This window comes from Plantibacter auratus (assembly GCF_050587365.1).
Classification (GTDB): Bacteria; Actinomycetota; Actinomycetes; order Actinomycetales; family Microbacteriaceae; genus Plantibacter; species Plantibacter auratus.
Window position 1 is genome coordinate 850088 of record NZ_JBOBFV010000002.1, and the last position, 22135, is coordinate 872222.

Below are 22135 nucleotides of genomic sequence, written 5' to 3' on the forward strand. Positions count from 1 at the left end.
CGAGTCTACGAGTCGGCGCCGTCCGGGCGTCTGGATCCGCGAGACCGCGCGATCGCTTCGACCGCCGCCACCGTGGAGACGGTCACCCGTTCCGGCAACACCTCGAGCGGGAACCACCGGAGGCCGCCATGCTTCTCCGGCTCTCGGAGTTCAGGCTCACCGACGGTGTCCTCCGCGAGGTACACCGGCGAGATCCAGTGCTGCTGCAGCGCCTCCTCGAAATGGTCGACGACGCACAACAGCTCGATCGAGCCGAGCTCGAGCCCGGTCTCCTCCAGTGCCTCGCGACGGACGGCGTCTTCGAGGCGTTCCATCCAATCGACCTTCCCGCCGGGGATGCCCCAGGATCCGGCCTCGGGCTCGCGGAGGCGCTCGAGTAGGAGGATCCGACCCTCGCGGACGATCGCGACGCCGCACCCGGAGCGCGGGTGCGACACGGGCTCTTCAGCGGGCAGAAGCGCGGTTGACGACACGTGCTCACGCTACTCGACGCCGCACCGACTCGGCCGTGAACGATCACGGTACGCTTGCTCCCGGCACCACGACGATTCGATGATGAAAGCGCAGACCATGCCCTACGAAGCAGCCGAAACCCGTTACGACGACATGACCTACCGCCGCGTGGGCCGCAGCGGACTGCGCCTCCCCGCACTGTCCCTCGGTCTCTGGCACAACTTCGGCGAAGGCCGCAGCATCGAGGTCCAGCGGGCCATCGTGCGCCGCGCCTTCGACCTCGGGATCACCCACTTCGACCTCGCCAACAACTACGGCCCGCCCGCGGGTTCCGCCGAGACCGCCTTCGGTCGCATCTTCGCCGAGGACCTCGCGGCCCACCGTGACGAGATCATCATCACCTCGAAGGCCGGCTACTCCATGTGGCAGGGGCCCTACGGCGAGTGGGGCTCGCGCAAGACCATGCTGTCCTCGCTCGACCAGAGCCTCGGCCGTATCGGCGTCGAGTACGTCGACGTCTTCTACTCGCACCGGCCCGACCCGGAGACCCCGATCGAGGAGACGATGGGTGCGCTCGCGACGGCGGTCAAGCAGGGCAAGGCGCTGTACGCCGGCATCTCGAACTACTCCCCCGAGCAGACCATCGCCGCGGCGGCCGCGCTTCGTGAGCACGGTGTCCCGCTGCTCGTGCACCAGCCCCGCTACTCGATGTTCTCCCGCGAGGTCGAGGACGGTCTGCTCGACACCCTCGACGACCTCGGTCTCGGTGCCGTCGTCTTCAGCCCCCTCGCGCAGGGCATGCTGACCGACCGCTACCTCGGTGGGACGGTTCCGTCGGACTCGCGTGCGGCGACGAGCCACTTCCTCAACGAGGAATCGATCACGGACACCTATCTCCAGCGCGCCCGCGGTCTGCAGACGATCGCCGAGGAACGCGGCCAGACGCTCGCGCAGCTGGCGCTCTCGTGGGTGCTGCGCCGCGACACGGTCACGTCGGCGATCATCGGTGCCAGCTCGGTCGAGCAGCTCGAGGGCAACTACGCGGCGATCCACCGCCTGGACTTCGACGACGCCGAACTCGCGCGCATCGACGAGTTCGCCGTCCACGGCACCCTCCGCTGACGCCACAACCCCTCCCTGACCCCTTCACCTAGTCCCTCACTCAGGAGAGCTCCGGCGCGTCGCCCCCGCACCCACCCGACCCGCCGGAGTTCTCCTGAGACAGGTTCACAACTCAGGAGGATGTCGGCGCGTCGCGCAGAACGCCCCGGTGTGTCGGAATGACACGCCGGGGCGTTCCTGCGTCGCGCAGCCGAGCAGACGAAGCCCTACTCCGGCGGATGCTTGCGGCGTCTGGTTGCGATATTGCTCCCCAGCCAGAGCAGCCCGTAGCCGAGCGAGGTCCCGAGCAACACTGGAACCATGTCACTTGGGACGTCTGACCAAGTACGAGTACCAAGCAGCGCTTGCACCAGCAAGCCGACGAAGGTGCCAAGAACCGTCAGCCCCCAAAGCAGGCCGAGGAACCAGCCGAACTGTCGCATGTTCTTCCAGTCAATCCTGGTCGAACGCAGTTTCCTGGAATGAGACATCACAGCCGCCTAGCAAGGTCGATCCCAGTCGATGCCCAAGTTTGCGCCGATGACTGCCATCGTGCAAGCGACTCCGCCCGGACCAGCTGTTGCGATACCGAGCATCGCGCAGACCCCTGCCATCCCGATGTTGAAGATCAGGTTGCCCCAGAACGATGAGGCGCACGCTGCGCGTGCGAGATTCGGGGTGTGCTCGATCGGGGTGACGATGAGGTGTCCGTCCTCGAGGACGAACTTGGCCGGCACTGTCTCCGCTCCCCGCTCCAGGGTCGGGTTCGCTGAACTCAGCAAGACCCCACCATCCTGGTCGTGGAGTACGAGGAGGCGCGCATCGGCGCTCAGGACGATGCGATCCGTAGGCTCCATCGAAACCTTGGCGCTCATCCCGCTGACGGAGGAGGTGTTCTTCTCGTCGGGGATGATCGAGCGGACAGCATCATCAGTGCCACGAATCGCAAACCCCCCATCGGACGTCGCCTCGGAGATCAGTGGCGCGGCACTCGCGTCGCTCGGAGTGAGCACAGCGGACCCACCGGAAAGCAGAGCAGCTATCGCCAACGTGGCCAGGTAGGCGCGGACTTTCATTCGATGCTTCCTTTCGTCAATGAGCACAGAGGACACCCGCGGCGCCGCCTTATCCAAGATCGAACGACCTCGGCGGATTCACACAATATATTTCAGTCGTTTACCCGAGTAAATACTTCAATGTGAAGACCCGCATGTGTCGCCGTTCTTGCGCTTGACCAACGCTCGGCTTCGCGGCGCGGCATGCAAAACGCCCCGGTGTGTCGGGATGACACGCCGGGGCGTTCCTGAGTTGCGAACCGAGCGGAGTCGGGTCAGATGAGGTCGTCCGAGAGGTGGTTCGGTGTGCCGAAGCGGTGCGCCGTGATCGAGACCGCCTGCTCCTGGAGGAACGGCAGCAGCTCGATGCGGCCGGCCTCGGTGACGTCGCCGGCGTAGATCGCGACGTCGGGGCTGCCGGAGGTCGCGTGGGCGACACCCTCGGTCGTCCCACCGATGATCCGGACACGCGCGCCGGCCTTCGTCCCGACGAGCGAGGCGGCGGTGACGTACCAGCGGTCCTCGCTCTCGACGGTGATCCCACCGGCGATGGCCTCGACGGCCGGGACGAGCTTCGGCGGCAGCGCGACGGCGGACGACACGTGCACGGTCGCGCCCGCGGTCGCACCGGCGGCGACGACGCGGAGGAGCTCCGCGACCGAACCGCCGTCCACGAGACGCACGTGGACCTCACGCGGCACGTACCGGAACACGTTGCGCTCGGCGGTCAGCTTCGAGACGTCCTTCGCGACCCCGAACTCGTCCGCCCACACGGTTGCGTCGCTCGCAACCGACCGGCGCAGGAACGCGAACTCGTCGGCGGTGAGCACCGCGTCGGCGGCACGCAGCAATGAGGCGACAGCGGGCTTCGGGCCACGGCGCTCCGCCGACCGACCGACGGTGCGCTCAGCCGTGCTCTCGGCACTCGACCACGAGCCAAGGCCGATGAGGTAGTTCGGGCCACCGGCCTTCGTCCCCGCGCCGACCGCGGACTTCTTCCAACCGCCGAACGGCTGACGCTGCACGATCGCGCCAGTGATGCCGCGGTTCACGTACAGGTTGCCGGCCTGGATGCCGTCGAGCCAGAGGCGCAGCTCGGCCGGGTTCAGGGAGTGCAGCCCGGCGGTGAGTCCGTAGTCGATCTCGTTCTGGATGGCGATGGCCTCCTCGAGGGTCTCGGCCGTCATGATCCCGAGGATCGGACCGAAGTACTCGGTGAGGTGGTACTCGGAGCCGCGGGCGACGCCGGCACGCACGCCGGGGCTCCACAGCTTGCCGCTGTCGTCGAGCTGCTTCGGCTCGACCAGCCACGACTCACCGGAGCCGAGGGTCGTCAGGCCGCTGAGCAGCTTGCCCTTCGCCGGCTCGATGATCGGACCCATCTGCGTGGTCGGGTCGACCGGGTAGCCGACCTTGAGCGACGTGACGGCGTCGACGAGCTGGTGACGGAAGCGGCGCGAGGACGCGACGGAACCGACGAGGATCACGAGCGACGCGGCCGAGCACTTCTGGCCGGCGTGACCGAAGGCCGACGCGACGACGTCCTTCACCGCGAGGTCGAGGTCGGCGCTCGGGGTGACGATGATCGCGTTCTTGCCGGACGTCTCGGCGAGGAGCGGCAGCTCGGGACGGAAGGAGCGGAACAGCTCCGCCGTCTCGTAGCCACCGGTGAGGATGACGCGCTCCACCGCCGGGTGGGCGACCAGGCGCTCTCCGAGCGAGTTGTCGGCCAGCTGCGCGAAGCGGAGCACCTCGCGCGGCACACCGGCCTCCCACAGCGCCTCGATCATGACCGCGCCGCTGCGGCGAGCCTGACGGGCGGGCTTGATGATGACGGGCGACCCGGCGGCGAGCGCCGCGAGGGTCGAGCCGGCGGGGATGGCGACGGGGAAGTTCCACGGCGGGGTGACGACGGTGAGCTTCGCGGGGGTGAAGGTCGCGCCGTCCACGTGGTCGAGCTCGCGGGCGCGCTCGGCGTAGTAGTGGGCGAAGTCGATCGCCTCGGACACCTCGGGGTCGGACTGGTCGAGGGTCTTGCCGGTCTCCGACGCCATGACCTCCATGAGGTCGGCACGACGCTGCTCGAGGACGTCGCCGGCGCGGTGCAGGATGACCGCACGCTCGGCGCCGGAGAGCGAGCCCCACGAGGCGCCCGCTGCGGTCGCTCCGTCGATGACGGCGTCGAGGGCTTCGACGCTGTCGAGGATGGACGCGGCGACGGTGTCGTTCCCGAGCCGCGACTCGGTGACGCGGGTGAGGATGTCGCGTCCCCAGACCCGGTTCGCGGGGAGCGAGGGGTCGGTGTCGGGGGTGTTCTCGAACGCGTCGACCGGGGACGCCTCGGCGGGCTTCGTGCGGTCCTGCTGCCGGTTCGGCGCGGGGACGGTGGTGTCCAGCTCCGCGAGCGACGCGAGGAACCGCTGCTCCTCACGGGCGAAGAGGGTCTCGTTCTCGCTCAACTCGAACACGGCGGACATGAAGTTGTCCTGGCTCGCGCCCTCCTCCAGGCGGCGGATGAGGTAAGCGATGGCGACGTCGAACTCCTGCGGGTGCACGACCGGCGTATAGAGCAGGAGCTCGCCGACGTCGCGCTTCACGGCCTCGGCCTGGCCCTGAGCCATGCCGAGCAGCATCTCGAACTCGACGCCGCGCTCGACACCACGCTGCTTGGCGAGCAGCCAGGCGAAGGCGATGTCGAAGAGGTTGTGGCCCGCGACGCCGATGCGCACGTTGTCGATGCGGTCGGGGTGCAGGGCGTATTCGACGACGCGCTTGTAGTTGGTGTCGGAGTCCTGCTTGGTGGACCAGGTGGCGAGCGGCCAGTCGTGGAGCGACGACTCGACCTGCTCCATGGGGAGGTTCGCACCCTTGACGATGCGCACCTTGATGCCGGCACCACCGGCGGCACGGCGACCGGCCGACCACTCCTGCAGGCGGATCATCGCGGACAGGGCGTCGGGCAGGTAGGCCTGCAGGACGATGCCGGCCTCGAGATCGCGGAACTGCGGGAGGTCGAGGAGCTTGGTGAAGACCGCGATGGTGAGGTCGAGATCCTTGTACTCCTCCATGTCGAGGTTGATGAACTTCGCAGGTGTGGCTTTGGCGGCACGCTCGAACAGCGGGGTGAGGCTCGTGACGACGTGCTCGACGGCTTCGTCGAACGCCCAGACCGAGTGGGGGCTCACAGTCGAGGAGACCTTGATGGAGACGTAGTCGACGTCGGGGCGCGCGAGCAGCTTGTGGGTGCCCTCGAGACGACGTGCCGCCTCACCCGTACCGAGGACGGCCTCGCCGAGCAGGTTGACGTTGAGTCGGGTGCCGGGCGTCTTGATCTTCGCGATCGCGGGGCCGAGCTTCTTGTCGGTGGCGTCGACGACGAGGTGGCCGACCATGTTGCGGAGCACCTTACGGGAGATCGGGATGACGACGCCGGGCAGGATCGGGGCGAACGCACCGCCGCAGCGGACGGCGGCCTTCAAGTACCAGGGGAGGAACGCGGGCACCTTCGGGGCGATCGTCTGCAGGGTGCGGGCCGCGACGCGGAGGTCCTCCGGACGCACGACGCCGTCGACGAAGCCGACCGTGAACTCGAGGCCGGTCGGATCCTTCAACACACCGGCGAGCTGCTGCGCGGAGGCGTCGGCGGGGATCGTCGAGGCCGTCTGGAGCCAGCGGCGGACGAGGGCGATGGCCTCGGTGGCGAGGGCGTCGCGGTCGAGCTGCTGCGTCGATGCAAGAGTGTCGGTCATGGTGCCAGTATCGGCGTCGAGACCAATAAGATACAGCGAAGGTTTTCGAACAATATTCATCGGTTGAGCCGATGGTTTTGGAGGGCATCGTGCTGGACGTCCGACGGCTCCGCCTCCTGCGCGAACTCAAGATCCGCGGGACGATCGCCGAGGTCGCTTCCGCCCTCAACTTCAGCCCCTCCTCGGTGTCGCAGCAGCTCTCCGTCCTCGAGCAGGAGACCGGCGTCGAGCTCCTGCGGAAGGTCGGTCGACGGGTGCAGCTCACCCCGCAGGCCGAGATCCTCGTGGGGCACACGGACGCACTCCTCGACACGCTCGAGCGCGCCGAGGCCGACCTCGGGGCGTCCCTCACGACCGTGTCGGGCACCATCCGCGTCGCGGTGTTCCAGTCGGCGGCACTCGCACTCATGCCGGCGGCCCTGAGCGCCATGCGCCGCGACCACCCGGACGTCCGCGTCGAGATGGTGCAACACGAACCGGAGACGGCACTGGCCGAGACCTGGGCGCGCGACTTCGACGTCGTCGTCGCGGAGCAGTACCCCGCCCACGCCGCCCCGCGGCACCCCGGACTCGACCGCCGTCAGCTCGCCACCGACCCGATCCGACTCGCGTGCCCGCCGGTCGCGAACGAGATCCACCCCGTGCTGCGCATCGAGGATGCGGCCGACCTCCCGTGGGTCATGGAGCCGCACGGAGCGGCGTCACGCCACTTCGCCGAGCAGTTGTGCCGCCGCGCGGGGTTCGAGCCCGACGTCCGCTACCAGACCGCCGACCTCCAGGCGCAGATCCGGTTGATCGAGTCCGGCAACGCGGTCGCCCTCATCCCCGACCTCCAGTGGGCGGGCGAGCCGGCCAGCTGTCGCCTCGTCGACCTGCCCGACCTCCCGCGACGCACCATCTTCACCTCCGCGCGCGAGGCCGGCGTCACCCGCCCGGCGATCGTCGCCTTCCGCGCCGCCCTCGAGGCCGCGGCGGCCTGACCCATCCCCGGTCCCTGAGCCTGTCGAAGGGCGGTCCCTGAGGAACACCCGCCGGTCCCTGAGTAACACCGGCCGGTCCCTTCGACAGGCTCAGGGACCGAATGCAAGGGGGGTGCGCCTCCCAGCCGCCGATGCTTGGGTTGAACTTCCGCATTCCTCCGAAGGAGCACCCGCATGACCGACACCACCACCCGTCCAGCAACCGCCGCCGGCACCTTCTCGCTCGGCGGCGACCTCACCGTCAACCGACTGGGCTACGGCACGATGCAGCTGACCGGCGAGGGCGTCTGGGGCGAGCCCGACGACCGCGACGGCGCCATCCGCCTGATCAAGCGCGCCGCCGAGCTCGGCGTGAACTTCTTCGACAGCGCCGACGCCTACGGTCCGGACGTCACCGACACCCTCCTCCGCGAGGCGCTGCACCCCTACGACGACATCGTGATCGCGACGAAGGTCGGCCAGACGCGACAGGGTCCCGGCGAGTGGACGCCCACCGGCGTGCCCGCCTACCTCCGCCAGCAGGTCGAGCTCGGCCTCCGCCGTCTCGCCGTCGACCGCATCGACCTCCTGCAGTTGCACCGGATCGACCCGACCGTGCCGTTCGAGGACCAGATCGGCGAACTGCGCAAGCTGCAGGACGAGGGCAAGATCCGACACATCGGCCTCAGCCAGGTCAGCGTCGCCGAGGTCGAGGCGGCCCAGCAGATCGCTCCGATCGCGTCGGTGCAGAACCTCTACAACCTGACCGACCGCTCCTCGGAGGACCTCCTCGACTGGTCGACCGAGCACGGCGTCGCCTTCATCCCGTGGTTCCCGCTGGCGACCGGCGCCCTCAGCAAGGAGGACGGCCCGCTCACGCAGCTCGCCGAGCGACACGACGCGACCCCGTCGCAGCTCGCGCTGGCCTGGCTGCTCAAGCGCTCGCCCGCCATGCTCCCAATCCCGGGGACGTCGAGCATCGAGCACCTCGAGGACAACCTGCAGGGTGCGACGATCGAGCTCACCGACGACGAGTTCGAGGAGCTGTCCGCCGTCTCGGAGTAGTACTCCCACCACCCTTCGACAGGCTCAGGGACCGCACCGTTGGTCACTGAGCGGCCACCCGGTCACTGAGCTTGTCGAAGTGCGGCGCAGCTCAGGACCTGGCCACCGGGTCAGTCGACGAGGCCGAGAGCGACGGGGCTGCATCGCGTTCTGCAGACAGGCCGAGGTCGAAGACCCGGTCGCATCGGTCGGCGACCCGCCGATCGTGAGTGACCACCAGCAGTGTCTTGCCGTAGTCCTGCTGTAGCGAGAGCATTTCAGCGACTGCGACATCCGCCAGAGCGTCATCGAGGGCTCCCGTCGGCTCGTCCGCGAGGATGAGCTCTCCCGGCTTCACGAGGCAACGAGCGAGCGCGACGCGCTGACGCTCTCCCCCGGACAGCGTCATGACCCGGTCATGCGCGACCTGCCGGAGACCGAGCCGGCTGAGTATCTCCATGATCTGCTGCTCCTTCGCTCGTCGGCCGAGTCTCACAGCATGAAGACCGATCAGGACGTTCTCGAAGGCCGTCGAAGCACCGATCAGCGCGAACGACTGGAAGAGGTAGTTGATGTGGTCGCGGCGCAGATGCGACGCCGCGCGGCTGTTGATCCGTGGAAGGGGTGCGCCGCGGAACCGCACTTCGCCGCCGCTGCACTCGTCGAGGAGCCCTGCGATGTTCAACAACGTCGACTTGCCGGAACCTGACGGCCCCACGATGGCGACCGATTCGCCACGGTGGACCTCCAAGTCCACGCGGTCGAGGACGCGGCGTGAACCGTACTGCTTGTTCAGCTGGTCGATCATGAGCAGTGGTGTCACTGTGGGTCCGTCCTAGTCCTTGAGCATGATGGTCAGTTGCAGCCGCGAAAGGGTTCGCGCAAGGAACACGAACAGGATGAGTTGTGCCGCGGACATGACGGCGATCCCCAAGATCGCGCTCCGCGAAGAGGACAGCGCCGCGGCTGTCACTGCCGAGGCACAGACCACGCCGACGAGGACGAAGGCGGGCGCGAAGATGCTGCTGGATGAATACCCGAGCATCCTCTTGACGGCCATCGATTCCCGATACGTGGTCGAATACAGCCTCATCAGCGCAGTGAGCAGCAACAAGCAGAACAGACCAAGGAAGAGAATCATCACGCCGAAGAGTTGCACCACCGACTGGATGGACTTCGTGAGGCCCGCGACGAAATCGCCGACCGGGAGGAATTCGACCCGGTTGTCGTCCAGGTCGAATCTCGAGAGGTATGACTGATTCGCATAGCTCTTCGATGCGCCCCGGCTGAGCTTGACGTAACTGTTGTCCAACCCGACCGCGGCGAGGCTTTCGCTTTCGAACGGGATCATGTTCTCCGGGGTCGTCACGAGGATGACCGCGTCGGTGACCCCATTCCACCCAGCCGGGTTCGTGCTCCACGGGAACAGCGCTTCGGCGGGGTGGTAGTTCTGGAAGGTGACGATCCGGTCGTCGAAGAAGGCCGTGCGGATCGCCGGTTCGTAGGCGACGTCACTGTGCTCACCGAGCCACCCGCGGACTGCGGCTTGCGCCGATCCCGTCCAGGAATCCGGAATCAGGAAGACACGTTCGCCGGCCTCGGCACGCTCGACGAGGCTGGCGTCCACCTCGAAGCCCTGTGACGCGAGGGCGTTCGGCGAGGCCACCACATACCAGAACGGCCGCTCCGGAACGGATTGGTACACTCCCGACCACACGGCCAGCACACTCCGGTCGACATACTGGCTGTTGACGAGGCCGACGCCGCGCGCGTCGGCGATCGAGGTGTACCAGTCGTAGAAGTCGCGCTGATACTGGCCTGACTGTCCGGCGAAACTCGCCTCATCCTCACCCGCCTTCGTCTGGTACAGGATCTCCTGATCGGCCACCGCCGCCCATGATTCGCTGACCCCTGCGAGCGTTCCGGCTTCCTTCATCGGACCGTCGAGAAAGATGAACGTCGTGGTGAATCCGGCCATCGCCATCGCGTGAATACCGGCGAGCACGCCGAGCAGAATTCGCCGCGAGAAGCGTCCGGCGATCGCGTCGACCGGTTTGACCGCGACGAGCGCGAGGGCCGCGATCGCCACGCACCCGACTGGTAGGAGCACTCCGGCCACTGCGGCACTCCATGCAGCGGCGAGCATCGTCGGGTTCAGGCTGTATCCCGGCGCCATCAGTGGTACGGCGATCATCGACAGCGCAATGGTCGCAACGATCGCGACGACGACGGGCCTCAACAGCACGACGGCGAAACCCAAGCGCGATCTCCCCAGGAGGAGATGCACGCCGAGCACGCGGAACGCACGCACTGCCTCGAAGAGGAGAACGAGCAACAGCAGGAGAGCCGTGGCTATCACGAATCCGTGAAGCAGGCGGGCGCTCATCCCGCTGTCCGTCACATGACCGCGGAGCGGTGCGAGCATGCGGTCCGACGAGAGCCCCGTCGCCGATTCGAGCGAACTGAGCAACTCCGTCAACTGCTCCTCGTCGGCTCCCGAAACCCGGTAAGCACCGTTGACCGTACCCGACGTTTCCACGAGCCGCGCGAGTTGCACCACGGAGAACCGCGGCGCGAACAACAACTCCGGAACAGGGTGGATGACATCTGCCGTGTTGGCGTCGAGGCCGATCGATGCAGCGGGATCGGCCCTGGCGAGATCGGCGATCTGATCGATGTCGACCAGCGTCGTCCCGAGGAAATCTAACGTGAGCGGTGCCGGAGCATTGTCTCCGGTCATGACCCCGACGCGCATCCCGGTCAATGAGCCGTCAGCATCGGACAACTCTTGATCCACTCTCACGATGGCTACCTCGTCGGCGGTAGCGAACTCACCGAGAATGTCCAGTACGCGAGTCGTTTGCGACTCGGAAACGTCATAGAGGGAGATCTCTGTGGAACCGCGAGGATACTCATCGATCTCTCGACGAAGCAGGCTCCCTTGACCGATCACGTAGAGCACACTCATCATTGCTCCGATGACGATCACGAGCACGACGCTCGTCACTTTCGACCAAAGGGCCATGTGTGTTGCCGTCTCTCTTTCGCCGACCGCCGGTTCTCCGGACACTCTCGTGAGGACGCCCCAGACGACGGAGACCTCACGAGAGGCCGAATATGTGAACGAAGAACCTATCCTCGGGCGTTCCAGTAGGCCGTCGCCGAGCCCGTCCCGACCCACTGTTCAGCGCTCGCAAGCACTCCCGGGGCTTTCCAACCTGAGAAGGTCGTATTTGCGGTGGCGCTGTGCTCGTAGGCGCCCGACTGCACACTCGAGTAACTCGTTACCCCCCAAGAGCGACCGTGATCCCAGCTGATCGCAGACCCTTTGTAGTAAACGGTTTCCGCGTGCGCGACACCTGCTCCTCCAGCCAACAGTCCCGCAGACAGTAGCGTGACTGTGAGTGCCTTTTTGATCCTCATTGTGTGTTTCCCCTCTAACCCTTTGAGTCGAGCGCCACCGACGCTAACGCCCCGCGATCTTGTCCGCAGCCGATCCGACTATCGACACCTGAATGGCTCCTTTTGGTCGGTTCGGCTTGAGGAGTTGAGCGCAGGTCGACCCTAGCGAACAGATATTTTGCATGTCCAGTTAATATTTCAGGCTTTCCTGGTTCGCTGATATGACTGACTCACCGCCATAGCGCGAGACCCAGCGCGTGGGTCGAAAGATGGTCGAGGGTCCGTCCACGCCTCATCGCGCCACCTTGGGAGGTCAGCGATACCTCTGGAGCAGCGTCGGGTTACGGTTCGAACATGGCCTGCGTCGTAGCGCCGCCCTTCGACAGGCTCAGGGACCGGACCGTCGGTCACTGCCCTTCGAAAGGCTCAGGAACCGCACCGCCGGTCACTGAGCTTGTCGAAGTGCCGCGCAGCTCAGGGTCCGACCACCCGGCTCAGCGGAGCCGCTTCGACAGCTCGTGCGCCTGCTCCAGCAGCAGGCCACCGAGGAACGCCTGGCGCTCAGGCCGGAACCGGGACTCGATCCCGGTGAGACTGAGCGCCCAGGCGGGCTTCCCCGCCGCATCGAAGACCGCCGCGCCCATGCCCCAGCTGCCCTCGAGGATGAGCGCCGGGTTCACCGCGTACCCGCGCTCGCGCGTCTCGCGGATCCGCTCGCGCACGCGGTCGGCGGTGTGGGCCTCGCCCCATCGCTCGGTGAGGTCGGCGCGGCCCAGGTAGTCGTCGATCTCCTCGTCGCTCGAGAACGCGAGGATCGCCAGTCCCGCCGACGCGACCCCCAGCGGGAAGCGGACACCCTCGGTCAGGACGAACGACCGCACCGGAAAACTCCCCTCCTCACGCAGCAGACACACAGTCTCGAAGCCGCGACGCACCGAGAGGAAGGCACTCTCGCCGCTCTCGTGCGCGAGGATCCGCACGCTCTCCCGGGCGAGCTCGGCGACGTCGTACCGCTCCGCCGCGAGCGATCCGAGGAGGAACAGCTCCGGGCCGAGGTGCCACCGGGCGGCGCGGACGTCGTGGTCGAGGAAGCCTTCGGCGGCGAGCGAGGCGAGCAGGCGGTGCGCCGTCGGCCGGGTGAGCCCGGCGGCCGCAGCCACCGCCGAAGACGACGCACCACCGGGGTGCTCCGACACGATCTTGAGGATCCGGCTCACGCGTGAGACGACCTGGGCGCCACGCATCCCCTCAGCCACGTCGCACCGTCAGGTTGTCCACATGGTGAGCATACACCGCAGCCGGGACCACGTCATGAGTGAATCCGGGATCGGGCCCCATGCCACCTTTGACACCGCAGGACGGCTGTGACTGACTACAGGAGAGACGAGCGGCCAGTGCCACCATGTGGTCAGGTCGGCCCGCCATCCACAAGGGAGTGATATGACGAAACACTGGTCGAGCGCCGCCGAAGCGTTGCACGAGGTCGTCCGGGACGGAGCGACCATCGCGGTCGGCGGGTTCGGCCTGAGCGGCAACCCGACCGACCTCATCGAGGCCCTCCGGGACACCGGTGCCACCGACCTCACGATCGTCTCCAATAACATGGGCGTCGACGGCAAAGGCCTCGGCATCCTCCTCGAGAACCGACAGGTGCGGAAGGTCGTCGCGTCGTACGTGGGCGAGAACAAGCTCTTCGCCAAGCAGTTCCTCGACGGTGAGCTCGAGGTCGAGTTCACCCCGCAGGGCACGCTCGCCGAGCGGCTGCGCGCGGGCGGCGCCGGTATCGCCGGGTTCTACACGAAGACCGGCGTCGGCACCCCGGTCGCCGAGGGCAAGCCGACGGAGGTCTTCGACGGGGAGACCTACGTCCTCGAGCGCGGCATCGTCGCCGACGTGGCCCTCGTGCACGCGTTCCGCGCGGACCGCGAGGGCAACCTCGTCTTCCGCCACACGGCACGGAACTTCAACCCGATCGTCGCGACCGCCGGCCGGCTGACGATCGCCGAGGCCGAAGAGGTCGTCGAGGACGGCTACCTCGATCCGAACACCGTCGTCACCCCCGGCATCTTCGTCCAGCGCCTCGTCACGGCGACGCCGCGGGTGAAGGACATCGAACAGCGCACCGTCCGTCCGGCGGCCGCCACCACGACACCGGCAGGAGCCTGATCATCATGTGGACGAGAGACGACATGGCCGCGATCGCGGCGACCGAACTCCGCGACGGCGAGTACGTGAACCTCGGCATCGGCATCCCCACGCTCGTCGCGAACCACGTCCCACCCGGGGTGCACGTGACCCTCCAGAGCGAGAACGGCCTCCTCGGCATGGGTCCGTTCCCGATCGAGGGCGAGGAGGACGCCGACCTCATCAACGCCGGGAAGCAGACGGTCACGCTCCTCGAGGGCGGGAGCTACTTCGACTCGGCGATGTCGTTCGGCATGATCCGCGGCGGCCACGTGCAGCTGGCCATCCTCGGCGCACTCCAGGTCTCGGGTGCGGGCGACCTCGCGAACTGGACGATCCCGGGCAAGCTCGTCAAGGGGATGGGCGGTGCGATGGACCTCGTCGCCGGGACCCCGCGGGTGGTGGTCGTCACCGAGCACGTCGCGAAGGACGGCAGCCCGAAGATCGTCGAGCGGTGCGATCTCCCACTCACCGGTGTCGGTGTCGTCGACCGGATCATCAGCGACCGCGCCGTCTTCGATATCGTCGAGGGGGCGCTCGTCCTGCGGGCCTTCGCGCCCGACACGAGCGTCGCCGAGCTGCGCACCCTGACAGGCGCGGAGTTCTCCGTCGAACTCGACCCCACCACCACCGGCGAGGTGCCGACCGCACCCGCCACGCCTCAGGAGGCACACGCATGAGCACCGTCATCGTCGGGTACGCCCGCACCCCGTTCGTGAAGTTCAACGGGGCGTTCGCGTCCGTGCCGGCCACCGAGCTCGGCGCCCACGCCATCCGCGCGGCCCTGTCCCGGGCAGGAGTCGACGCCGCCGACGTGCAGCAGGTCATCGCCGGCCAGGTGCTGCAGGGCGCAGCCGGCCAGAACCCCGCCCGGCAGTCCGCCGTCGGGGCCGACATCCCCTTCACCGTCCCCGCCATCACCGTCAACGCCGTGTGCCTGTCCGGCATGGAGGCGATCGTCACCGGCACGCGTCTCATCGACGCCGGCGAGGTCGACGTCGTCGTCGCGCTCGGCCAGGAGTCGATGAGCCTCGCCCCGCACGCCTGGTCGGGCTCGCGCGCGGGCAAGCGCTATGGCGCCATCGAGCTGGTCGACACCCTCGATCACGACGGCCTGACCGATGCGTTCGAGCACCGGTCGATGGGGTCGTCCACCGAGGAGCGCAACGGCTCACTCGGCATCGCACGCCCGGAGCAGGACGCCTGGGCGGCCGGGTCGCACCAGCGGCTCGCGGCAGCGGCGGACGTCCAGGCCGAGGAGATCGAACCCTTCTCCGTGCCGGGGCGCAAGGGTCCGACGGTCGTGAGCGCCGATGACGGACTCCGCGCCGACACCACCGCCGAGTCGCTGGCCGGGCTGCGTCCCGCGTTCGGCGGCGAGGGCACGATCACCGCGGGCAACTCCTCCCAGATCACCGACGGAGCGGCCGCGGTCGTGCTCATGAGCGAGGAGGCGGCTGCAGCCCGGGGACTCACCCCGATCGCCCGGGTCGTCGCGCACGCGCTCGTCGCCGGACCCGATGTGAGCCTGCACGCCCAGCCGTCGAACGCGATCGTCGCCGCACTCGCAAAGACCTCCCACACGATCGGTGACCTCGCAGCGGTCGAGATCAACGAGGCGTTCGCCGCCGTGTCGGTCCACTCGACCGACGAACTGGGGGTCGATCCTGCGATCGTCAACGCGAACGGCGGCGCGATCGCCCTCGGTCACCCGATCGGCGCCTCCGGCACCCGGATCGTCGGGCACCTCGCCCGGCGCCTCGCCGCCGCCGGCTCGGGTTCGATCGGTGCCGCCGGCATCTGCGGTGGCGGCGGCCAGGGCTCCGCGATCATCCTCGAGGCCGTCTGATCCGTGAGGTGAGGCATCTGGTCGCTCCCGGGGCATCCCCGCGACAGACTGCCTCACCTCAGACGGGCTCGCCGGTGACGGTGTAGCGGAGGTGGACGACGCCGGCCTCGAAGCGACGCTCGTCGACGAGTTCCAGACGCCGCCGGAGGTTGGCCGGCAGTACACGCAAGCCGCCGCCGACGATCACCGGCGAGAGGAACAACTGCACCTCGTCGACGAGCCCCGCGGCGATCGCCTCGGCTGCGAGGTGTGGGCCGCCGACGCTGAGGTCGCGGTCCGATTCCGCTTTCCACCGGCGCACGGCCTCCGGATCGAACGATCGCTCGAGCGTCGTCCGGGCCGTCGAGACCGCGTCGAGCGACGTCGAGTACACGACCTTGTCGGCAGCGAGCCACAGAGCCGCGAAGTCCGCGATCTCGCGGGGCTCGTCCGGCAGCTCGTCCGCCGTCTCCCAGAACGTCATGATCTCGTACATCCGTCGGCCGAACAGGTAGGTGCCGATCGGCCGGGAGAGCTCGTTCACGAAGGCGTGCACCTCGGCGTCCGGTGCGCTCCAGTCGAAGTGGCCCTCCTCATCGGCGAGGTAGCCGTCGAGCGAGCTGATCGCCGAGTAGATGAGCCTGCCCATGTGTCCTCCGTCGCCAGTGCCGGTACGCGAGAGGCTAGGCCGCAGAGGCGACCGCCCACAAGGGGTGGCTCCGGCACCGACGGTCAGGCGGGTGGGATGACGAGCGTCGCGAAGGAGTCTGCCGGCAGGGTCGGCGTGATGACGTCGTCGCCCACTACGATCTGCACGGGGAGCGGTTCGCCGAGGTCGTTCTGCATCACGAGCACGACGCCGCCGTCCGGGTTGCGGAAGGCGAGCAGGTTCTCGTGCCCGGTCCAGCTCATCGTCGCGAGCCGCTGTGCCCCCGGCTGCAGGAAGTGCCCCAGGTGCCGCATGAGGAAGTACTCGTGCGTGTAACGGAAGGTCCGGGTCTCGGGATCCACCACGACGAGCGAGTTCTGCGCCCAGCCCCAGCGGCTGACCCCGCCCTCGGTGAGCGCGAGGTTCCAGTACGTGTAGGCCTGCGCGCCGTTCGTGAAGAAGTGGCGCATGAGTCCCCAGGTGTGTCGCACGAAGCGCCAGTCGTTCCGTCCGTCGCCGCACTCCTGCTCGGTCTGGTAGAGCGCGAGGTCGGGGTGGGCGTGATGCACGGCGGCGATCGCGCCCTTGCCGGCCCACTGGAATCCGACTCCGGCGACCCACGGGCCGGCCGCCGGATCCCGGAGCACGGTCTCGATCTGCGCGTCGTGAGGCCGCTCCTGCGTGCCGAGGAAGACCCGCACTCCGAGACGGTCCATCTCCGGGCCGAGGACGGCGATGAACCGCGCGAGCCCCTCGGCCGTCCACACGCAGCTCGGGAACACCTGCGCCGAATTGAACTCGTTCTGCGGCATGACCATCTCGACGCGGATGCCCTCCTCGCCGTAGGCCTCGACGAAGCGGGCGAAGTACCGGGCGTAGGTCTCGAGGTAGCGGTCTTCGAGGATGAACAGATCGGTCCCCTCGGAGCCCAGCTGGTCGTCACGGATGCCGTTGTCGACGCCGGACCCCGGCCAGGGGCGCGCGGCCGCGTAGTGCCCGTTCGTCTTCATCCAGGTGGGCGGGCTCCACGGCGACGCCCAGAGACGCAGGTCGCCCCGGTACCGCTGCGCCGCCTGGATGAAGGGGACGAGCGTCGCACGGTCGTGGTCGATGCTGAAGTGCTCGAGGTCGAAGTCGCCGTCGACCTCGTCGTAGGAGTACCAGTCGGTGGAGAAGTCGTTGGCGCCGACGGGCATGCGGCAGAGCGAGAGGTTCAGTCCCGCGCCCGGCGTGAAGAGGTCGGACAGGATGCCCTCGCGGTCCTCCTCAGAGAGGAGCCCGAGCGCCGTCCAGCCGAGTTCGTTGAAGCACCCGCCGATGCCGTCGACGGTCTGCCGGGGGTTCATCACGTCGACCATGACGTTCGGCATCCCCGCGAGTCGTCCGAACCCGAGCGGCTCCTGCTCCTGCCAGGGTGCGTCCTGGGTGGTCACGACCCAGGTGACCGACCGCGCCGATGCCGTGGTGCCCCCGCTGGCGGCGGGACTGCTGGCGGGACTGCTGCTCGTCATCGAGTGCCTTTCGACGGGGGTCCTCCGTGGACCGCGACCGGTGCTCCCACCAGTATGTTGCAGAACCCGCGAAAACCGAAGAGCAGTCGCCATTCACCATCGGACGCGGCGCACAGCAGGGCTCACCCGAGCGGCGCACACGGGACACCCCGCTGGTATGCCGTTCGCAGGCGGTCGTACACTCGATGGATGGCCGATTCCACGACGGTCCGGGAGCCGCAACCCGGAGGAGACCTCCCCGACGCCCGCGGGCGCACCGGCCTGCACCGGACCGGTCTCGACCTCACCGGCAACCCGCGCGTCCAGGTGACCGACGTGGAACTGGTCGCCGCCGCCTGGCACGTCCTCCGCCGGACGACCCTGCGGGTCCAGGACCGCTCAGGCGCATGGTCGACGCAGCAGCGCGAGACCTACGACCGCGGCAACGGCGCGACCATCCTGCTCTACCACGGTGACTCCCGGAAGGTCCTGCTCACCAGGCAGTTCCGCTACCCGGCGTACGTCAATGGACACCCGACCGGCGAGCTCATCGAGACCGCCGCCGGCCTGCTCGACGACGACGATCCTGAGACGGCGGTCGCCCGTGAGGCCCGCGAGGAGACCGGGTTCGCGGTCGAGGCCGTCCAGCATGTGTTCGACGCCTTCATGAGCCCCGGCTCCGTGACCGAGCGCCTGCACTTCTACGCGGCCGAGTACGACCCCGCCGCGCGTCGCGGCGACTGGGGCGGGCTCGCCGAGGAGGGCGAGGAGATCGAACTCCTCGAACTCGACATCGACGACGCGATCGCGCGCATCGGCGACGACATCATCGACGCGAAGACCATCATGCTGCTGCAGTGGGCGAGGCTCTCCGGCCCGTTCGCGACGGCACCGACGCCTGTTCCGCCTGCACCACCCGCACGCTAGTACCGCCGAGACTCCCGGACCCCGAGCTCGCCAGAACACCGTGCCACCCGTCTCCGGGTGGCCGATCGGCGAACCCGAACACCGGTCGGCCCCCCGGTCATCTGCCCGTCAGACCGAGCGGATGATGTCCGTGAGCACCGCGCAGCCGAAGTCGAGCGCGTCGAGCGGCACACGTTCGTCGACACCGTGGAACATCCCGGGGAAGTCGAAGTCCGCCGGCAACCTGAGCGGGATGAAACCGTACCCCGTGATGCCGAGTCGGCTGAGCGCCTTCGCGTCGGTGCCGCCGGGGATGAGGTGCGGGAGCACGGTCGCACCGGGATCGTGCCGCTCGATGACCGCTTCGATCACCGAGACGAGCTCACCGTCGTTCGGCGACTCCATCGCGATGAGCTCCAGCTGGACCTCGACGTCGACCCCCTCGCCCGCCGCCTCGCGGATGCGCGCGATGACCTCGTCCCGTTGGCCGGGCAGGAACCGGGCGTCGACCGTCGCGGTCGCGGACTCGGGGATCACGTTCTCCTTGTACCCGCCGGTGATCATGGTGACGTTCGCCACGTTCTGCAGGCCGGCGCGCAGCCGCGACGCACTCGGGCCGACGAGCGCGGCGAGTTCGAACGGCGACAGCTCGGAGGACGCTCCGGTCAGTTCACGCAGCCGCTGGAACAGGTGCGTCGTGGTCTCGGTGAACGACACCGGCCAGTCGAGCGCGCCGATCCGGCCGACCGCGGCGGCGAGCTTGACGATCGCCGAATCCTGACTCGCGAGCGAGGCGTGACCGGCGGCACCGTGGGCGGTCAGGCGCAACCAGAGCACGCCCTTCTCGCCGGTGTTGAGCAGGTAGGCGCGGGTGTCGGCTCGTTCGCCGACGGTGACGCTGTACCCGCCGCCCTCGCTGATCGCGTCGCGGACGCCGGCGAACTGCTCCGGGTGGTGCTCCACCATCCACTGCGAGCCGAGGACACACCCGGCCTCCTCATCGGCGAAGAACGCCAGGACGACGTCTCGCTCGGGCTGCTCCCCCGCCGTCACCATGCGCCGGACCGACGCGACGATCATCGCCACCATGTTCTTCATGTCGACGGCACCGCGGCCCCACAGCATGCCGTCGGCGATCTCGCCACCGAACGGGTCGACCGTCCACGCGGCCGCGTCGACCGGGACGACGTCGAGGTGCCCGTGCAGCAGGAGGCCGGGCAGGGTGCGGTCACGACCTGGCCACCGTGCCACGAGGTTCGTCCTGCCAGGCTCGGCCTCGAAGCGCTCGCACACGATCCCGACCTCACCGAGCAGGCGTTCGACGAGGTCGGCCGCGCGGGACTCGCCGACGGCACGCCCGCCGCCGTAGTTCGAGGTGTCGATCCGGATGAGGTCGCGCGTGATGGCGACGACCTCCGAGAGACCGACCGGGTCGCTCACGCGCTCGCCCACGCTCATTCGGCGGTCCGCGGGACCACGGTGAACCGGCGGTTGGCGAGCGAGGGCACCCGCGCACGGACGGCGTCGAGTCGCGCCGGATCGAGCTCGGCGAAGACCACCCCGGGCGCCTCGCCGGCGGCGGCGATGACGACGCCGGCCGGGTCGACGATGATCGAGTTCCCGGTGGCGAGCGGGCCGGTCTGGTTGGCGCTCACGACGTAGGCGGTGTTCTCGATGGCCCGGGCGCGCACGAGGGTCGTCCAGGCGTCCTCCTTGCCGGGGCCGACGATCCACATCGCGGGCAGCAGGATGACGTTGGCGCCGGCGTCGATGAGACGCCGCGCGCTCTCCGGGAAGCGGAGGTCGTAGCAGGTGAAGGCACCGATGCGGAGGTCGCCGAGCTCGAGGACGAACGGTTCGGTGAGCTCGCCGGCCGAGATGCCGTCGCTCTCCGCGTACCCGAAGGCGTCGTAGAGGTGCACCTTCCGGTACGTCGCGGTAATGCGCCCCTCGGCGTCGATCGCCACGAGCGTGTTGTACGGCAACCCGTCGGGGTTCTCCTCGATGGTGCCGACGACCGTCGGGAGGGAGCGCGCGGCGGCTGCGGCGGCGACGCCCGTGATGAAGGGTCCGTCGAGTGGTTGGGCGATCGCGGCGAGCGCGCTCGGCGGCTCCGAGGTGGCGTAGCTGCTCATCTCCGGCAGCAGCAGCAGTTCGGCGCCACCCGCCGCGGCCTCACCGAGCAGGGCGACCACGCTGGCGAGGTTCTCGTCGATGTCCGTTCCGGCGGAGAACTGCCCGGATGCGATGCGCATGTGAAACCTCGTTCCGTGGGGAGGGCCGCGACCGTCAGCGCGCGGCCGTCCAGCCACCCTATGCCGAGAGTGGGGGCGTACGCCGCCGGAGCCGGAGCCGGCCCTGGCTCACGAGGATGCCGAGCACGACGATCACGCCGCCGACCGGCTCGTTCCAGTGCAGGATCTCACCGAGCACGAGGATGCCGAGGACGACACCGACGAGGGGCGTGAGGTACGTGACGGTGGACGCCGCCGTCGGGCCCCAGGAGTCGACGATCGTCGTCATCCAGATGTAGGCGACGCCGGTACCGAGTGCTCCCAGGGCGAGCATGCTGAGGACGACCGGGGCGTCGAGCGACACCGGCTGCATCGCGATGAACGGCGAGAGCACGAGCATGATGACGGCGGCGAGCGAGATCTCCACGGCCGAGATGACCACCGCGTCGTAGCTGTGGGTGCCGAGGACGAACTTCCGGAGGTAGACGAAGGCGATGCCGTAGCAGAGGGTCGCTCCGAGGCAGGCGAGCTGAGCCGGGATGGACTCGAGGATCGCCGGGTCGGCCAGGACGCGCCAGGGGCCGACGACGATCGCGACGCCGAGGGCACCGACGAAGATGCCGAACACCTGCAGGCCGTTCAGCCGTTCCTTCGGGAGGAACACGGCGCCGACGGCGAGCGTCATGATCGGCGTGGTCGCGTTGAGGATGCTCGACAGGCCTGACGGCAGGAACTGTCCCGCCCAGGAGAACAGGAGGAACGGGGCGACGCAGAGGAAGACGGAGACGACGGCGAGGTGCGCCCAGAGCCGACGCTCCCGCGGCCAGCGGCGTCGGGTGACGAGCATGATGATGCAGAGCGTCAAGGCGCCGAGCACCACGCGGGACAGGGCGACCTGCGCCGGAGCGAGCCCGGTCAGGCCGGTCTTCATGAAGAGGAAGCTGGCGCCCCAGATGAGCGCAGCGCCGAGATAGGCGCCCAGCACCCTGCGGGACCCTGGTGCGACGAGCGCGGTGACACGGGTGTTCGGTGCTGCGGTGCTCATCGTGCTCCCTCGAGTCGGACGACTCAGCTTGGCATC

At 68.4% G+C, this 22135-nt stretch carries 19 protein-coding genes; 7 read left to right on the top strand and 12 right to left on the bottom strand.

The features are described 5' to 3' along the window. Positions 1-5: 5 nt before the first annotated feature. Positions 6-473: an NUDIX hydrolase gene (locus tag ACQ3HE_RS11230; protein ID WP_430892820.1), complete on the bottom strand. Its 468-nt coding sequence runs from the start codon at positions 471-473 to the stop codon at positions 6-8. 97 nt (positions 474-570) lie between these two features. Here ACQ3HE_RS11230 and ACQ3HE_RS11235 point away from each other — a divergent pair, with 97 nt between their 5' ends. Next, positions 571-1575 (top strand): aldo/keto reductase, encoded by a 1005-nt coding sequence (locus ACQ3HE_RS11235; protein ID WP_430893085.1) that lies wholly within the window; start codon positions 571-573, stop codon positions 1573-1575. Positions 1576-1781: 206 nt separating this feature from the next. On the opposite strand, the gene ACQ3HE_RS11240 is transcribed toward ACQ3HE_RS11235, so the two are convergent. The 3 genes from ACQ3HE_RS11240 to ACQ3HE_RS11250 all read right to left on the bottom strand — a co-directional run bounded on the left by ACQ3HE_RS11240 (position 1782) and on the right by ACQ3HE_RS11250 (position 6358). Beyond that, on the bottom strand, positions 1782-2045 hold the full coding sequence (locus tag ACQ3HE_RS11240; RefSeq protein ID WP_430892821.1) for a hypothetical protein: 264 nt from the start codon (positions 2043-2045) through the stop codon (positions 1782-1784). Between the two features lie 9 nt (positions 2046-2054). Then, the gene (locus tag ACQ3HE_RS11245; RefSeq protein WP_430892822.1) at positions 2055-2630 is read right to left on the bottom strand and encodes a hypothetical protein; all 576 of its coding nucleotides are present in this window, start codon (positions 2628-2630) and stop codon (positions 2055-2057) included. Positions 2631-2884: 254 nt separating this feature from the next. Further along, positions 2885-6358: a bifunctional proline dehydrogenase/L-glutamate gamma-semialdehyde dehydrogenase gene (locus ACQ3HE_RS11250; RefSeq protein ID WP_430892823.1), complete on the bottom strand. Its 3474-nt coding sequence runs from the start codon at positions 6356-6358 to the stop codon at positions 2885-2887. Positions 6359-6447: 89 nt separating this feature from the next. On the opposite strand from ACQ3HE_RS11250, the gene ACQ3HE_RS11255 reads away from it, so the two are divergent. Both ACQ3HE_RS11255 and ACQ3HE_RS11260 read left to right on the top strand, forming a co-directional pair. After that, positions 6448-7338, top strand: coding sequence for a LysR family transcriptional regulator (locus ACQ3HE_RS11255; RefSeq protein WP_071262156.1), 891 nt, complete (start codon positions 6448-6450; stop codon positions 7336-7338). Positions 7339-7512: 174 nt separating this feature from the next. After that, on the top strand, positions 7513-8382 hold the full coding sequence (locus ACQ3HE_RS11260) for an aldo/keto reductase (protein ID WP_430892824.1): 870 nt from the start codon (positions 7513-7515) through the stop codon (positions 8380-8382). Positions 8383-8473: 91 nt separating this feature from the next. Here the strand turns inward: ACQ3HE_RS11260 and ACQ3HE_RS11265 are convergent, their stop codons facing one another. From ACQ3HE_RS11265 to ACQ3HE_RS11275, 3 genes are all read right to left on the bottom strand, one after another. Then, the gene (locus ACQ3HE_RS11265; RefSeq protein WP_430892825.1) at positions 8474-9169 is read right to left on the bottom strand and encodes an ABC transporter ATP-binding protein; all 696 of its coding nucleotides are present in this window, start codon (positions 9167-9169) and stop codon (positions 8474-8476) included. Between the two features lie 27 nt (positions 9170-9196). Continuing rightward, a complete protein-coding gene (locus tag ACQ3HE_RS11270; RefSeq protein ID WP_430892826.1) occupies positions 9197-11350 on the bottom strand; it encodes a hypothetical protein in 2154 nt (717 codons plus the stop codon). A gap of 907 nt (positions 11351-12257) precedes the next feature. Then, a complete protein-coding gene (locus tag ACQ3HE_RS11275) occupies positions 12258-13007 on the bottom strand; it encodes an IclR family transcriptional regulator (RefSeq protein ID WP_192004738.1) in 750 nt (249 codons plus the stop codon). Between the two features lie 196 nt (positions 13008-13203). Between ACQ3HE_RS11275 and ACQ3HE_RS11280 the strand changes: the two genes are divergently transcribed. The 3 genes from ACQ3HE_RS11280 to ACQ3HE_RS11290 are packed head-to-tail and all read left to right on the top strand — an operon-like array spanning position 13204 to position 15796. After that, the gene (locus ACQ3HE_RS11280; protein WP_085511404.1) at positions 13204-13929 is read left to right on the top strand and encodes a CoA transferase subunit A; all 726 of its coding nucleotides are present in this window, start codon (positions 13204-13206) and stop codon (positions 13927-13929) included. Between the two features lie 5 nt (positions 13930-13934). After that, a complete protein-coding gene (locus ACQ3HE_RS11285) occupies positions 13935-14627 on the top strand; it encodes a 3-oxoacid CoA-transferase subunit B (protein WP_430892827.1) in 693 nt (230 codons plus the stop codon). Then, positions 14624-15796: an acetyl-CoA C-acyltransferase gene (locus tag ACQ3HE_RS11290; protein WP_430892828.1), complete on the top strand. Its 1173-nt coding sequence runs from the start codon at positions 14624-14626 to the stop codon at positions 15794-15796. Before ACQ3HE_RS11285 ends, ACQ3HE_RS11290 begins: the two co-directional genes overlap by 4 nt. Before the next feature lie 58 nt (positions 15797-15854). Here ACQ3HE_RS11290 and ACQ3HE_RS11295 read toward each other — a convergent pair whose 3' ends face one another. Both ACQ3HE_RS11295 and ACQ3HE_RS11300 read right to left on the bottom strand, forming a co-directional pair. Continuing rightward, a complete protein-coding gene (locus ACQ3HE_RS11295) occupies positions 15855-16424 on the bottom strand; it encodes a dihydrofolate reductase family protein (protein ID WP_430892829.1) in 570 nt (189 codons plus the stop codon). Between the two features lie 83 nt (positions 16425-16507). Beyond that, the gene (locus ACQ3HE_RS11300) at positions 16508-17935 is read right to left on the bottom strand and encodes a glycoside hydrolase family 30 protein (protein ID WP_430892830.1); all 1428 of its coding nucleotides are present in this window, start codon (positions 17933-17935) and stop codon (positions 16508-16510) included. Between the two features lie 189 nt (positions 17936-18124). Between ACQ3HE_RS11300 and ACQ3HE_RS11305 the strand changes: the two genes are divergently transcribed. Further along, complete coding sequence (locus ACQ3HE_RS11305; protein WP_124767904.1) at positions 18125-18841, top strand: NUDIX domain-containing protein; 717 nt, start codon at positions 18125-18127, stop codon at positions 18839-18841. Positions 18842-18949: 108 nt separating this feature from the next. On the opposite strand, the gene ACQ3HE_RS11310 is transcribed toward ACQ3HE_RS11305, so the two are convergent. Genes ACQ3HE_RS11310 through ACQ3HE_RS11320 form a run of 3 tightly spaced genes read right to left on the bottom strand, consistent with a single transcriptional unit; the run spans position 18950 to position 22099 of the window. Continuing rightward, entirely contained in the window at positions 18950-20278 is a 1329-nt protein-coding gene (locus ACQ3HE_RS11310) for a M20/M25/M40 family metallo-hydrolase (RefSeq protein ID WP_430892831.1), read from the bottom strand. Next, positions 20275-21075: a carbon-nitrogen hydrolase family protein gene (locus ACQ3HE_RS11315; RefSeq protein WP_430892832.1), complete on the bottom strand. Its 801-nt coding sequence runs from the start codon at positions 21073-21075 to the stop codon at positions 20275-20277. Before ACQ3HE_RS11315 ends, ACQ3HE_RS11310 begins: the two co-directional genes overlap by 4 nt. Before the next feature lie 58 nt (positions 21076-21133). Continuing rightward, positions 21134-22099 carry a DMT family transporter gene (locus tag ACQ3HE_RS11320; protein WP_159876659.1) on the bottom strand — a complete coding sequence of 322 codons (966 nt, stop codon included), beginning with the start codon at positions 22097-22099 and terminating at the stop codon, positions 21134-21136. Positions 22100-22135: the final 36 nt, after the last annotated feature.

Bases quoted from the DNA above. Each gene is read 5' to 3' on its own strand.
- ACQ3HE_RS11235 (WP_430893085.1), top strand. From the start codon at position 571: ATGCCCTACGAAGCAGCCGAAACCCGTTACGACGACATGACCTACCGC.
- ACQ3HE_RS11240 (WP_430892821.1), bottom strand. From the start codon at position 2,045: ATGTCTCATTCCAGGAAACTGCGTTCGACCAGGATTGACTGGAAGAAC.
- ACQ3HE_RS11245 (WP_430892822.1), bottom strand. From the start codon at position 2,630: ATGAAAGTCCGCGCCTACCTGGCCACGTTGGCGATAGCTGCTCTGCTT.
- ACQ3HE_RS11250 (WP_430892823.1), bottom strand. From the start codon at position 6,358: ATGACCGACACTCTTGCATCGACGCAGCAGCTCGACCGCGACGCCCTC.
- ACQ3HE_RS11260 (WP_430892824.1), top strand. From the start codon at position 7,513: ATGACCGACACCACCACCCGTCCAGCAACCGCCGCCGGCACCTTCTCG.
- ACQ3HE_RS11265 (WP_430892825.1), bottom strand. From the start codon at position 9,169: ATGATCGACCAGCTGAACAAGCAGTACGGTTCACGCCGCGTCCTCGAC.
- ACQ3HE_RS11275 (WP_192004738.1), bottom strand. From the start codon at position 13,007: ATGCGTGGCGCCCAGGTCGTCTCACGCGTGAGCCGGATCCTCAAGATC.
- ACQ3HE_RS11280 (WP_085511404.1), top strand. From the start codon at position 13,204: ATGACGAAACACTGGTCGAGCGCCGCCGAAGCGTTGCACGAGGTCGTC.
- ACQ3HE_RS11285 (WP_430892827.1), top strand. From the start codon at position 13,935: ATGTGGACGAGAGACGACATGGCCGCGATCGCGGCGACCGAACTCCGC.
- ACQ3HE_RS11290 (WP_430892828.1), top strand. From the start codon at position 14,624: ATGAGCACCGTCATCGTCGGGTACGCCCGCACCCCGTTCGTGAAGTTC.
- ACQ3HE_RS11295 (WP_430892829.1), bottom strand. From the start codon at position 16,424: ATGGGCAGGCTCATCTACTCGGCGATCAGCTCGCTCGACGGCTACCTC.
- ACQ3HE_RS11300 (WP_430892830.1), bottom strand. From the start codon at position 17,935: ATGACGAGCAGCAGTCCCGCCAGCAGTCCCGCCGCCAGCGGGGGCACC.
- ACQ3HE_RS11305 (WP_124767904.1), top strand. From the start codon at position 18,125: ATGGCCGATTCCACGACGGTCCGGGAGCCGCAACCCGGAGGAGACCTC.
- ACQ3HE_RS11310 (WP_430892831.1), bottom strand. From the start codon at position 20,278: ATGAGCGTGGGCGAGCGCGTGAGCGACCCGGTCGGTCTCTCGGAGGTC.
- ACQ3HE_RS11315 (WP_430892832.1), bottom strand. From the start codon at position 21,075: ATGCGCATCGCATCCGGGCAGTTCTCCGCCGGAACGGACATCGACGAG.
- ACQ3HE_RS11320 (WP_159876659.1), bottom strand. From the start codon at position 22,099: ATGAGCACCGCAGCACCGAACACCCGTGTCACCGCGCTCGTCGCACCA.